The organism is Streptomyces sp. NPDC001020, from assembly GCF_053599115.1.
In genome coordinates this window covers 95,762-108,061 of the sequence record NZ_JBSFLQ010000015.1, presented here as the reverse complement: position 1 = coordinate 108,061, position 12,300 = coordinate 95,762, and the positions used below count along the sequence as shown (strand labels likewise).

At 70.0% G+C, this 12,300-nt stretch carries 12 protein-coding genes; 7 read left to right on the top strand and 5 right to left on the bottom strand.

Annotated features, from left to right (window positions below):
- Position 1 precedes the first annotated feature (1 nt).
- The 3 genes from aceB to ACWDEX_RS16785 form a co-directional block, all read right to left on the bottom strand.
- Positions 2 to 1,624 (bottom strand): malate synthase A, encoded by a 1,623-nt coding sequence (gene aceB / locus ACWDEX_RS16795; protein WP_450464177.1) that lies wholly within the window; start codon positions 1,622 to 1,624, stop codon positions 2 to 4.
- Between the two features lie 202 nt (positions 1,625 to 1,826).
- A complete protein-coding gene (locus ACWDEX_RS16790) occupies positions 1,827 to 2,423 on the bottom strand; it encodes a nucleotidyltransferase family protein (protein WP_450464176.1) in 597 nt (198 codons plus the stop codon).
- Positions 2,424 to 2,478: 55 nt separating this feature from the next.
- Entirely contained in the window at positions 2,479 to 3,285 is an 807-nt protein-coding gene (locus tag ACWDEX_RS16785) for an IclR family transcriptional regulator (protein ID WP_450464175.1), read from the bottom strand.
- 270 nt (positions 3,286 to 3,555) lie between these two features.
- Between ACWDEX_RS16785 and allB the strand changes: the two genes are divergently transcribed.
- The 3 genes from allB to ACWDEX_RS16770 all read left to right on the top strand — a co-directional run bounded on the left by allB (position 3,556) and on the right by ACWDEX_RS16770 (position 6,814).
- On the top strand, positions 3,556 to 4,893 hold the full coding sequence (gene allB / locus ACWDEX_RS16780) for an allantoinase AllB (protein ID WP_450464174.1): 1,338 nt from the start codon (positions 3,556 to 3,558) through the stop codon (positions 4,891 to 4,893).
- 50 nt (positions 4,894 to 4,943) lie between these two features.
- The gene (alc, locus tag ACWDEX_RS16775; RefSeq protein WP_450464173.1) at positions 4,944 to 6,074 is read left to right on the top strand and encodes an allantoicase; all 1,131 of its coding nucleotides are present in this window, start codon (positions 4,944 to 4,946) and stop codon (positions 6,072 to 6,074) included.
- 113 nt (positions 6,075 to 6,187) lie between these two features.
- Positions 6,188 to 6,814: a dihydrofolate reductase family protein gene (locus ACWDEX_RS16770; RefSeq protein WP_450464171.1), complete on the top strand. Its 627-nt coding sequence runs from the start codon at positions 6,188 to 6,190 to the stop codon at positions 6,812 to 6,814.
- Between the two features lie 27 nt (positions 6,815 to 6,841).
- Here the strand turns inward: ACWDEX_RS16770 and ACWDEX_RS16765 are convergent, their stop codons facing one another.
- Together ACWDEX_RS16765 and ACWDEX_RS16760 are read right to left on the bottom strand one after the other, a co-directional pair.
- Positions 6,842 to 7,279, bottom strand: a complete 438-nt coding sequence (locus ACWDEX_RS16765; protein ID WP_450464170.1) for a GNAT family N-acetyltransferase — start codon at positions 7,277 to 7,279, stop codon at positions 6,842 to 6,844.
- Positions 7,280 to 7,361: 82 nt separating this feature from the next.
- Positions 7,362 to 8,372: a Gfo/Idh/MocA family protein gene (locus ACWDEX_RS16760; RefSeq protein ID WP_450464169.1), complete on the bottom strand. Its 1,011-nt coding sequence runs from the start codon at positions 8,370 to 8,372 to the stop codon at positions 7,362 to 7,364.
- 128 nt (positions 8,373 to 8,500) lie between these two features.
- Here ACWDEX_RS16760 and ACWDEX_RS16755 point away from each other — a divergent pair, with 128 nt between their 5' ends.
- The 4 genes from ACWDEX_RS16755 to ACWDEX_RS16740 all read left to right on the top strand — a co-directional run bounded on the left by ACWDEX_RS16755 (position 8,501) and on the right by ACWDEX_RS16740 (position 12,293).
- Positions 8,501 to 9,238 carry a GntR family transcriptional regulator gene (locus ACWDEX_RS16755; RefSeq protein WP_450464240.1) on the top strand — a complete coding sequence of 246 codons (738 nt, stop codon included), beginning with the start codon at positions 8,501 to 8,503 and terminating at the stop codon, positions 9,236 to 9,238.
- Positions 9,239 to 9,418: 180 nt separating this feature from the next.
- Positions 9,419 to 10,423, top strand: coding sequence for a sugar ABC transporter substrate-binding protein (locus tag ACWDEX_RS16750; protein WP_450464167.1), 1,005 nt, complete (start codon positions 9,419 to 9,421; stop codon positions 10,421 to 10,423).
- Positions 10,420 to 11,490: an ABC transporter permease gene (locus ACWDEX_RS16745; protein ID WP_450464165.1), complete on the top strand. Its 1,071-nt coding sequence runs from the start codon at positions 10,420 to 10,422 to the stop codon at positions 11,488 to 11,490. The genes ACWDEX_RS16750 and ACWDEX_RS16745 overlap by 4 nt, the downstream gene beginning before the upstream one ends.
- Complete coding sequence (locus ACWDEX_RS16740; protein WP_450464164.1) at positions 11,487 to 12,293, top strand: ATP-binding cassette domain-containing protein; 807 nt, start codon at positions 11,487 to 11,489, stop codon at positions 12,291 to 12,293. The genes ACWDEX_RS16745 and ACWDEX_RS16740 overlap by 4 nt, the downstream gene beginning before the upstream one ends.
- The last annotated feature ends 7 nt before the right edge of the window (positions 12,294 to 12,300 follow it).

The window sequence follows — 12,300 nt, the reverse complement described above, 5'->3', positions numbered from 1 at the left end:
CTCAGCCGGCCAACTGCTCGTACGCGGGAAGCGTCAGGAAGTCCGCGTAGTCCTCGTCCAGGGCGACCTGCAACAGCAGGTCGTGGGCCTGCTGCCAGTGGCCCGTGGCGAAGGCCTCCGCGCCGATCCCCGCCCTGATGTTCTCCAGTTCCTCGGCTGCGATCCTGCGGGCCAGTTCCGGCGTGGCCTTCTCGCCGTTCTCGAACTCGACGCCCGCGTTGATCCACTGCCAGATCTGGGAGCGGGAGATCTCCGCGGTGGCCGCGTCCTCCATGAGATCGAAGATGGCGACCGCGCCCAGGCCCCGCAGCCAGGCCTCGATGTAGCGGATGCCGACCTGGACGGCGTTGACCAGACCCGCGTACGTCGGCCTGGCGTGCAGGGAGTCGACGGCGATCAGGTCGGAGGCCTTGACGTCGACGTCCTCGCGCAGCCGGTCCTTCTGGTTCGGCCGGTCTCCGAGGACCTTGTCGAAGGACTCCATGGCGATCGGGACCAGGTCCGGGTGGGCGACCCAGGAACCGTCGAAACCGTCGTTCGCCTCGCGGTCCTTGTCCGCCTTGACCTTCTCGAAGGCGACCTTGTTGACCTCCTCGTCGCGCCGGGAGGGGATGAACGCCGCCATGCCGCCGATCGCGTGCGCGCCGCGCTTGTGGCAGGTGCGGACGAGGAGTTCGGTGTACGCCCGCATGAACGGGGCGGTCATCGTCACCGCGTTGCGGTCCGGGAGGACGAACTTCGGCCCGCCGTCACGGAAGTTCTTGACGATGGAGAACAGGTAGTCCCAGCGGCCCGCGTTCAACCCGGAGGCGTGGTCGCGGAGTTCGTAGAGGATCTCCTCCATCTCGTACGCCGCCGTGATCGTCTCGATCAGGACGGTGGCACGGACGGTGCCCTGCGGGATGCCGACATGGTCCTGCGCGAACACGAAGACGTCGTTCCACAGGCGTGCCTCCAGGTGCGACTCCGTCTTCGGCAGGTAGAAGTACGGGCCCTTGCCGAGGTCGAGCAGACGGCGTGCGTTGTGGAAGAAGTACAGGCCGAAGTCGACGAAGGCGCCGGGTACCTGCTGCCCGTCCACCTCGAGGTGACGGTCGTTCAGATGCCAGCCGCGCGGACGCATGACGACCGTCGCCAGCTCCTCGTCGGGGCGGAGGGCGTACGACTTGCCGGTGCCCGGGTCGGTGAAGTCGATGTTCCGGGTGTACGCGTCGATCAGGTTCAACTGGCCGAGGACCACGTTCTCCCAGGTGGGCGCGGAAGCGTCCTCGAAGTCCGCAAGCCACACCCGGGCACCGGAGTTGAGGGCGTTGATGGTCATCTTGCGGTCGGTGGGGCCGGTGATCTCGACCCGGCGGTCGTCGAGTGCCCGCGGTGCGGGGGCCACCGTCCAGGAGTCGTCCGCGCGGATCGCGGCGGTCTCCGGGAGGAAGTCGAGCCTGGAGGTGCGGGCGATCTCGGCCCGGCGCTCCGCGCGGCGGGCGAGGAGCTCGTCACGCCGGGGTGTGAACCGCCGGTGCAGCTCGGCCACGAAGGCGAGCGCCGCGTCGGTGAGGACCTCCTCCTGCCGGGGCAGGGGCTCGGCGTCGACGACGACCGCCGGGGACGGCACGGGTGCGGACATGAGCTGTCACTTCTCCTTCAGCGGGCTGGCATGGGAGGTGGCGGCGCGAGGTGCCAGGGCTCTGATGCGGCAGGTCCGCGCCTGGTGAGCAGTCAAGTGCTTCTGGTAGGTGGATGCTAGTTTCCTCATAGTGGAACTTCAATGATTTGTTGATGTCGAGATGCTCCGCTTCGAGGGGGAGACGGCGCTCGGCGCCACCCGCTCACTCAAGATGCGTCAGGTCGCCTTGTGTGTCGATGTCGTACGGCTGCGCGACGTCCCCGCACTCCACGAGTGTGAGCGCCTCCTCGTGCGCCTTCAGATAGGCGCGCGCCCCTCGGTCCCCGGTGGCCGTCGCCGCGATACCGGCCCAGTGGGCGGAGCCGAGCAGGACCGGATGTCCCCGCACCCCCTCGTAGGTCGCCGAGACCAGCGACGTCTCGTCCCGGTACGCGGCCAGGACGCGGGCCACCGCCTGCGGGCCGATGCCGGGCTGGTCGACGAGCGAGACGAGGGCCGCCCGCGCCCCCGTACCGGTCAGCGAGCCGAGCCCGGCCCGCAGCGAGGAGCCCATGCCCCGCCCCCAGTCCGGGTTCTCCACCAGGACGCAGCCGGACAGCTCCGCCCGATCCCGTACGGCATCGGCCGCGGCGCCAAGTACGACGTGCACCCGGTCGCACCCGCCCGCCCGCAAGGCCCCCGCCGCGTACTCCACGAGCGGCCGACCCCGGTGTTCGAGCAATGCCTTGGGTCGCCCGCCGAGCCGCCGTCCCCCGCCTGCCGCCAGGAGCAGCCCGGCGACCTCTTCGTTGCGCGTCATGCGTACTGCATACCCGACCCGGTGGCGATCGTGGGGCGCCCAACGGGTATGGGCGTCAGGTGACCGGTCCCGAGCTCGCCAGCTCCCGCGAGAGCTCCGCCGCCACCTGCTGGAGCACCGGCACGATGTTCTTCGTCGCCGCTTCCGTGACCCGGCCCGCCGGGCCCGAGATGGAGATCGCCGCGGCCGTCGGGGAATCGGGCACGGACACCGCGAGGCACCGGACTCCTATCTCCTGCTCGTTGTCGTCGACCGCGTACCCGAGGTGGCGCACCTCTTCCAGCGCGGCGACAAAAGCCTCGGGAGTGGTGATCGTCTTCTCTGTGGCGGCGGGCATGCCCGTGCGGGCGAGCAGGGCGCGGACCTCGTCGTCCGGTGTGGTCGCGAGCAGCGCCTTGCCCACGCCCGTGGAGTGCGGCAGCACCCGCCGCCCCACCTCGGTGAACATCCGCATCGAGTGCTTGGACGGCACCTGCGCCACATACACGACCTCGTCGCCGTCGAGCAGTGCCATGTTGGCGGTCTCGCCGGTCTCCTCGACCAGCCGTGCGAGATGAGGGCGGGCCCAGGTGCCGAGCAGCCGGGACGCCGACTCCCCGAGCCGGATCAGCCGCGGGCCGAGCGCATAGCGGCGGTTGGGCTGCTGACGTACGTAACCGCAGGCCACGAGCGTGCGCATCAGGCGGTGGATCGTCGGCAACGGCAGTCCGCTGCTGACGGACAGCTCGCTGAGGCCGACCTCGCCGCCCGCGTCCGCCATCCGCTCCAGCAGGTCGAAGGCGCGCTCGAGGGACTGGACTCCACCACCGCCGGCGGCGGACTTGGCGGGGGCGTCGCTGGTGCTGGACGTCGACGTCGGCACGGCGCGTTCCTTTCAAGGCTGGTGGGAGGGCAGAAGCCTACCCGGCGGTCGGTCGGCTTCCTGTTGGCGCGAGCTGCGTTCTGCCTTATGGAATCCTAATTCCGTGTTGCGGAAGGCCCAAGCTCACCCGTCGAATGTGTGCGGGAAGGCGACTGCCCCTTGACGGTGCGTGGAGTGGAGTGAAGACTCCTTCAACAGAACGTTGAAGCCCGTCACATGGTGTGCGTCCCGTTTCCCGCCCGTAGAACGGCGGCAGAGAGAGGGGTCCGGGTGTCCGATGCCGAACTGGTCCTGCGCTCGACGCGCGTCATCACTCCCGAAGGGCAACGCGCCGCGTCGGTCGCGGTCGCCGGGGGCACGATCACGGCCGTACTGCCCTACGACGCGGACGTACCGGACGGTGCCCGGGTGGAGGACCTCGGCGACGACGTCCTGCTGCCGGGTCTGGTCGACACCCACGTGCACGTCAACGATCCGGGCCGCACCGAGTGGGAGGGCTTCTGGACCGCGACGCGCGCGGCGGCGGCCGGCGGCATCACCACCCTGATCGACATGCCCCTCAATTCCCTCCCGCCGACCACGACCGTCGACCACCTGCGCGTGAAGAGGGAGGTCGCGGCCCGCAAGGCCCACATCGACGTCGGGTTCTGGGGCGGTGCGCTGCCCGACAACATGGGGGACCTGCGACCGCTGCACGACGCGGGCGTCTTCGGCTTCAAGGCGTTCCTGTCACCATCGGGCGTGGACGAGTTCCCGCACCTCGACCAGGAGCAGCTCGCCCGCTCCCTGGCCGAGATCGCCGGATTCGGTGGACTGCTCATCGTGCACGCCGAAGACCCGCGCCAACTCGCCGCCGCCCCGCAGCAGAGCGGCCCGAAGTACGCCGACTTCCTCGCCGGCCGACCGCGCGACGCCGAGGACACGGCGGTAGCGAATCTCATCGCGCAGGCGAAGCGATTCGACGCGCGCGTGCACGTGCTGCACCTGTCCTCCGGCGACGCACTGCCGCTGCTCGCCGCCGCCAGAGCCGAGGGACTGCGGATCACGGTGGAGACCTGTCCGCACTACCTGACCCTGACCGCCGAGGAAATCCCTGACGGAGCAAGCGAGTTCAAGTGCTGCCCGCCTATCCGCGAGGCCGCCAACCGGGACCTGCTGTGGCGGGCGCTGGCGGACGGCACCATCGACTGCGTGGTCACCGACCACTCCCCGTCGACGGCCGACCTGAAGACCGACGACTTCGCGACCGCATGGGGCGGCATCTCCGGCCTCCAACTCAGCCTGCCGGCGGTCTGGACCGAGGCCCGCAGGCGCGGCCACGGCCTGCAGGACGTCGTCCGCTGGATGTCTACACGCACCGCACAACTGGCGGGCCTTCGCCACAAGGGCGCCATCGAGGCAGGCCGCGACGCCGACTTCGCGGTGCTCGCCCCCGACGAGACCTTCACCGTGGACCCGGCGGCCCTCCAGCACCGCAACCCGGTCACGGCTTACGCGGGCAGGACCCTGTACGGCGTGGTCAAGTCCGCGTGGCTGCGCGGCGAGCGCGTCGTGGACGACGGCGAGTTCACCGAGCCGAAGGGACGACTGCTCGACAGAACCGACTGATTCCCTCCCGCCCCCACAGCGGCCGACCCAGAGAGGAAGACCTGATCACCGTGACGGCGCAGCAGCAATCCGAGGTGGCCGGCTTCACCGGCGACGCCAACCCGTACAGCGGCGGAGACCCTTACGCGGACTACCGCACCGCCGACTTCCCCTTCACCCGGTACGCCAACCTCGCCGACCGCGGGCTGGGCGCCGCGGTCATCGCCGCCGGCGACGAGTTCTTCGCCCAGCGCGAGAACCTCCTCGTGCCCGAGCGCGCCGAATTCGACCCCGAACACTTCGGGCACAAGGGCAAGGTCATGGACGGCTGGGAGACACGGCGCCGCCGCGGCACCTCGGCCGAGCACCCGTGGCCGACGGCCGAGGACCACGACTGGGCGCTGGTACGCCTCGGCGCGCCCGGCGTGGTACGCGGCATCGTGGTCGACACGGCGCACTTCCGGGGCAACTACCCGCAGGCGGTGTCCGTCGAGGGGGCGTCGGTGCCCGGCTCCCCGTCCCCGGAGCACCTGCTGTCGGACGACGCGAAGTGGACGACGCTGGTCCCGCGCACGCCGGTCGGTGGCCACGCGGCGAACGGCTTCGCGGTGTCGGTCGAACAGCGCTTCACGCACCTGCGGGTGAACCAGCACCCCGACGGGGGCATCGCGCGCCTGCGCGTGTACGGCGAGGTGGTCCCGGACCCGAGCTGGCTGGCGGTCCTCGGCACCTTCGACGTGGTCGCCATGGAGAACGGCGGCCAGGTCGAGGACGCCTCGAACCTCTTCTACTCACCGGCCACCAACACGATCCAGCCCGGCCGCTCCCGCAAGATGAACGACGGCTGGGAGACGCGCCGCCGCCGCGACCACGGCAACGACTGGATCCGCTACCGGCTGGTGGCTCAGTCGCAGATCCGGGCGATCGAGATCGACACCGCCTGTCTGAAGGGGAACGCGGCGGGCTGGGCGTCGGTCTCGGTCAGGGACAGCGAGGACGCCGCGTGGCACGAGATCCTGCCGCGTACCCGCCTCCAGCCCGACACGAACCACCGCTTCGTTCTGCCCGCACCGGCCGTCGGCACGCACGCGCGCGTGGACATCTACCCGGACGGTGGCATCTCCCGCCTGCGCCTGTACGGCTCCCTGACGCAGGAGGGCGCGGCACACCTGGCGGCCCGTCACCAGGAGCTGGGCGGCTGACGCGACCCGGGTGGCTCTTCTGCTGACAACCGACCGATGAGTTGTGGCCGCCGGAGGGGTCTGAACCGCCGACAGCAGACCCGGAAAACCATCCGAGAAGGAGGGCACCCGTCATGGGCAAGCTCACCGTCACCGCCTTCATCACCCTCGACGGGGTCCACCAGGCCCCGGGTGGACCCGGGGAGGACACCAGCGGCGGCTTCGAACAGGGCGGCTGGAGCGTTCCGTACGGCGACGAGGACTTCGGCCGGTTCATGACCGAGGTCTTCGACCGCACGGGCGCCTTCCTCCTCGGCCGCCGTACCTACGAGATCTTCGCCGCGCACTGGCCGAAGAGCACCGACCCGGCCGACCCCATCGCCTCCCGGCTCAACTCCCTGCCGAAGTACGTCGCCTCGCAGAGCCTGGGTACCCCCTCCTGGGCGAACACCACCGTGCTGCGCGGCGACCTCACCAAGGAGGTCACCGCCGTCAAGGAGCGGACCGAGGGTGAACTCCAGGTGCACGGCAGCGGCGCCCTGGTCCAGTCCCTGCTCGCGCTCGACCTCGTCGACACCCTGCACCTGCTGACGTTCCCGGTCGTCCTCGGCGACGGACGCCGCTTGTTCGCCGAGGGCGCCCTGCCCACCGCGTTCCACCACACCGGTGGTCGCACCACGGCCGCAGGCGTCACCATCCACTCGTACGACCTGGCGGGCCGCCCGCGGTACGGCTCGTACGAACTTCCGGAGAACGCCTAGCCGGCCCTGTTCCATGCGGGTTGACGCTCAGGTCAGCCGCAGGGTGTGCCAGACCTCGTCCACGTCCGCCACATAGCGTTCGACCTCGACGAATCCGTGCTTGCGTGCGAACGCGAGCCCGTCCGGGTTGGTGCCGAGCACGATCGTCTCGATCACCTCGGCACCCAGGGCCCGCGCCTGCCCCAGGGCCCGCGTGTAGAGCTGCTCGCCGAAACCCTGCCCGCGGTGGGCGGGCAGGATGCGCGCGATGACCATCGCCGTGGCCGTGTCGTCCTTGGGCGGACGCACGGTCGAGCAGCCCACGAGGACGTCCCCCAGGTACGCGCTCTCCAGGCGGTTGCGCGTCACACGCTCGCGTACGTCGTCGAGGGAGAGCGGGTCCGCGGGGATGATCTCGTTGTGGACGTACCGCCAGTCCTCGAGTGCGGCGTCGTCGCGGGGTTCCTGGAAACGTAGGTTCGGCATCGCAGCAGGAAACCGGGACCGCCGGCCTGCGTCAACCGAGATCCCCGAAGGTGCGCGGTGTGTCCGTCCCGGCCGGCTTCCGTCAGGCGCGGGCGCCCGCGATCTCGCCGACGTTCACCGGGCGGCGCTCGTGGCGGGACAGCTCGCAGGCCTCCGCGACGCGCAGGGCCTGGAGGGCCTCGTGGCCGTCGCACGGGTTCGCGCGCTCACCGCGTACCACCTCGACGAACGCGGCGATCTCGGCCTCGTACGCGGGCGCGAACCGTTCCAGGAAGCCGGTCCATGGCTCGTTCGGGGGCGGCGGGCCGGCCGGCTCGGTCGACCTGAGGGGCGTACGGTCGTCCAGGCCGACCGCGACCGTGTCCAGCTCGCCCGCCAGTTCCATACGGACGTCGTAGCCCGCCCCGTTGGTGCGCGTCGCCGTCGCCGTCGCCAGCGTGCCGTCGTCCAGCGTGAGCACGGCCGCGGCCGTGCTCACGTCGTTCGCCTCGCGGTACATCGCCCCGCCGGCGTCGGATCCGGTCGCGTACACCTCGACGACCTCCCGGCCGGTCACCCAGCGCAGGACGTCGAAGTCGTGCACGAGGCAGTCACGGTAGATCCCGCCGGAGAACGGAAGATACGCGGCCGGCGGCGGCATCTGGTCGGAGGTCACCGCACGGACCGTGTGCAGCCGCCCAAGCCTTCCGGAGCGCACGGCCTCCCGTGCGGCCGTGTAACCCGCGTCGAAGCGACGCTGGAAGCCCATCTGCAGGATCGTTCCGGCCGAGTCGACCTCCGCGAGGGCGGCCTGTGTGCTAGGCAGGTCGACCGCGATCGGCTTCTCGCAGAACACCGGGAGCCCCGAGCGTGCCGCCCGGCCGATCAGCTCGGCGTGGGCCGCGGTCGCGGCCGTGATGACAACGGCGTCCACGCCCGAGCCGAAGATCTCGTCCACGCCGGGCGCGGCCGTCGCGCCCAGACGGGCCGCGAGCTGCTGGGCCCGGCCCGTGTCGATGTCCGTGACGACGAGCGAGCCGACCTCGCAGTGGCGGCCGAGCGTGGTCGCGTGCAACGTCCCGATACGACCTGCCCCGATGAGTCCGATGCGCATGAGAACAACCTGAGGTCCCACCCCCCGTCGTGTCAATGGATTGTCCGGACAACCGGACTACACGACTTCCCGTCAACCGGCACCGGAGCTACGCTCGCCCCGTGCCGAAACCAGATGTGCATCCGACCGTGTCGCTCCAGCTCAGCGTCGACCGGAGCAGTCCGGTGCCGCTGTACTTCCAGCTCTCCCAGCAGTTGGAGGCCGCGATCGAGCACGGGATGCTGACGCCGGGCAGTCTGCTGGGCAACGAGATCGACCTGGCCGCGCGGCTCGGCCTGTCCCGGCCCACCGTCCGCCAGGCCATCCAGTCCCTCGTCGACAAGGGCCTGCTCGTGCGCCGCCGTGGTGTCGGTACCCAGGTCGTGCACAGTCAGGTCAAGCGGCCGCTGGAGCTCAGCAGCCTGTACGACGACCTGGAGGCGGCCGGGCAGCGCCCCGCGACCCGAGTGCTCGGCAATACCGTCGTGCCCGCGTCGACCGAGGTCGCCGCCGCGCTGAGGGTGCCCGAGGGCAGCGAGGTGCACCACATCGAGCGGCTCCGCCTCGCGCACGGCGAGCCGATGGCGTGCCTGTGCAACTACCTGCCGACCGGTCTGCTCGATCTGCCGACCGAGCGGCTGGAGGCGACCGGCCTCTACCGTCTGATGCGCGCCGCCGGCATCACGCTGCACAGCGCCCGGCAGTCCGTCGGGGCCCGCGCCGCCACCCTCGACGAGGGCGAACGGTTCGGCGAGCCCGAGGGTGCCCCGCTGCTCACCATGCAGCGCACGACGTTCGACGACACGGGCCGCGCCGTGGAGTACGGCACTCATACCTACCGCGCCTCGCGCTACTCGTTCGAGTTCCAGCTACTCGTACGCCCCTGAGGCCCTGAGGCCCTGAGGCCCTGAGGCCCTGAGGCCCTGGGCTCTCAACACCCGTGCCCTGCAGCCCCGGAACCGCCGGTGCGCCTGCGCCTCCCGCAGACCCAGGGCCCTGACCTGCGGCATCAATGGCCAGTAAGCGATACTTGGTCGTTCCAATAAACTCCGCAAGAAGGGCACCTCGTGGCACGGATACGGATCTGGGCAACCATCGCGCTCGCAGGGGCGCTCGGCGTATCCCTCGCCGGGTGCAGCAGCCACGGCGGAAAGCGCGCCGAGGACGCCCGCAAGGCCGCTGCCGCCCAGGGCCGCGCCGCGGTGGACACGCCCCGCTGGACGGTCGCGATGATCACGCACTCCGGTGACGGCGACACCTTCTGGGACATCGTGCAGAGCGGCGCCAAGCAGGCCGCCCTCAAGGACAACATCAAGTTCCTCTACTCGCACAGCGCCGAGGCCCAGCAGCAGGCCCAGCTCGTGGACGCGGCGATCGACCAGAAGGTCGACGGCATCATCGTCACACTGGCCAAGCCCGACGCGATGAAGGCCGCCGTCGCCCGGGCCGAGAAGGCCGGCATCCCCGTGGTCACGGTGAACTCCGGATCGGAGGAATCGAAGGCCTTCGGCGCGCTCACCCACATCGGCCAGGACGAGACGATCGCCGGTGAGGCCGTCGGCGAGGAGCTGAACCGGCGCGGCCGGAAGAAGGTCCTGTGCGTGCTGCACGAGCAGGGCAACGTGGGCCACGAGCAGCGCTGCGCGGGTGTGAAGGAGACCTTCCACGGCACCGTGAAGAACCTCTACGTCAACGGCACCAACATGCCGGACGTGCAGTCCGCCATCGGGGCCAGGCTCCAGTCGGACAAGTCCCTCGACGCGGTCGTCACCCTCGGCGCCCCCTTCGCCGACACCGCGGTGAAGGCCAGAGCCGACGCCGGTAGCCGGGCGGAGATCGACACCTTCGACCTGAACGAGAAGGTGGCCGGCAAGCTCAAGGACGGCACCCTCGGCTTCGCCGTCGACCAGCAGCCCTACCTCCAGGGGTACGAGGCGGTCGACCAGCTCTGGCTCTACAAGTACAACGCCAACACCATCGGCGGCGGCCATCCGGTACTCACCGGACCGCAGATCATCACCAAGGACCAGGCCGCGACCCTGGAGAAGTACGCGAAGCGGGGCACGCGATGAGCACGACGGCGCCGGCGAACCAGCCGGAGACGACGGCGGACGGGGTGTCCGCGGACGAGCGGCTCCTGAGGACGTCGCCCCTGAAGAAGCTCCTCGGCCGGCCCGAGCTGGGCTCGGTGGTCGGCGCGCTCGCCGTCTTCCTGTTCTTCTCGATCGTCGCCGACAGCTTCCTGCGGGGCTCCAGCCTCAGCACGGTTCTGTACGCGGCCTCGACGATCGGCATCATGGCCGTTCCGGTCGCGCTGCTGATGATCGGTGGCGAGTTCGATCTGTCCGCGGGCGTCCTCGTGACGTCGTCGGCGCTGGTCTCGTCGATGTTCAGCTACCAGATGACCGCGAACGTCTGGGTCGGTGTGGGCGTCTCCCTGCTGGTCACGCTGGCGATCGGCGCGTTCAACGGGTTCGTGCTGACCCGTACGAAGCTGCCCAGCTTCATCGTCACGCTCGGTACGTTCCTGATGCTGACCGGTCTGAACCTCGGCCTCACCAAGCTGATCAGCGGCACGGTCTCCAGCAAGTCGATCTCCGACATGGATGGCTTCGAATCGGCCAAGGCCGTGTTCGCCTCCACGGTCACCCTCGGCGGTGTCAACTTCAAGATCACCATCCTGTGGTGGTTCGCCCTGGTCGCCCTCGCCTCCTGGATCCTGCTGCGTACCCGGGCCGGCAACTGGATCTTCGCGGTCGGCGGCAACGAGAGCGCGGCCCGCGCGGTCGGCGTCCCGATGCACCGGACCAAGATCGGTCTGTACATGGGCGTCGCCCTCGGCGCCTGGATCTCCGGCCAGCACCTGCTGTTCTCCTTCGACGTCGTGCAGTCCGGAGAGGGCGTCGGCAACGAGCTGATCTACATCATCGCGGCCGTCATCGGCGGCTGCCTGATCACCGGCGGCTACGGATCCGCGGTCGGGTCGGCGGTCGGCGCGCTCATCTTCGGTATGACCAGCAAGGGCATCGTCTTCGCCCAGTGGAACCCCGACTGGTTCAAGTTCTTCCTCGGAGCGATGCTGCTCCTCGCGACCCTGCTCAACGCCTGGGTCCGCAAGCGTGCGGAGGCCACGACATGACGACGGACGTCGACGTCACGGAGCGCACGGCGCTCGTCGAACTGGAGAACGTCAGCAAGTACTACGGCAACGTCCGTGCCCTCGAAGGGGTCTCCCTTGAGGTCCACCCGGGGGAGATCACCTGCGTCCTCGGCGACAACGGCGCGGGCAAATCCACCCTCATCAAGATCATCGCGGGGCTGCACCAGCACGACGCCGGCACCTTCCGTATCGAGGGCGAGGAGTGCCGCCCGGCCTCCCCGCGCGAGGCCCTGGACCGCGGGATCGCCACGGTCTACCAGGACCTCGCCGTCGTACCGCTGATGCCGGTGTGGCGGAACTTCTTCCTCGGTTCCGAGCCGCGCAAGGGGGTCGGCCCCTTCAAGCGCATGGACGTCGACTTCATGCGCCGCACCACACGCGCCGAACTGCTGCGCCTGGGCATCGACCTGCGGGACGTCGACCAGCCCATCGGCACCCTGTCGGGTGGCGAGCGCCAGTGCGTGGCCATCGCGCGGGCGGTGTACTTCGGGGCCAAGGTGCTGGTCCTCGACGAGCCGACGGCGGCACTGGGTGTGAAGCAGTCGGGTGTGGTGCTGAAGTATGTGGCGGGGGCACGGGACGCCGGACTGGGTGTTGTGTTCATCACCCACAACCCGCACCACGCGTATCTGGTGGGTGACCGTTTCGTCCTGCTCAAGCGCGGCACGATGGTGGGCCATCACACCCGCGAGGAGATCTCGCTGGACGAGCTGACGCGGCAGATGGCCGGCGGCGACGAACTCGACGATCTGCGCCACGAATTGGACAACCGCGCCCCGTAGGGCGCGG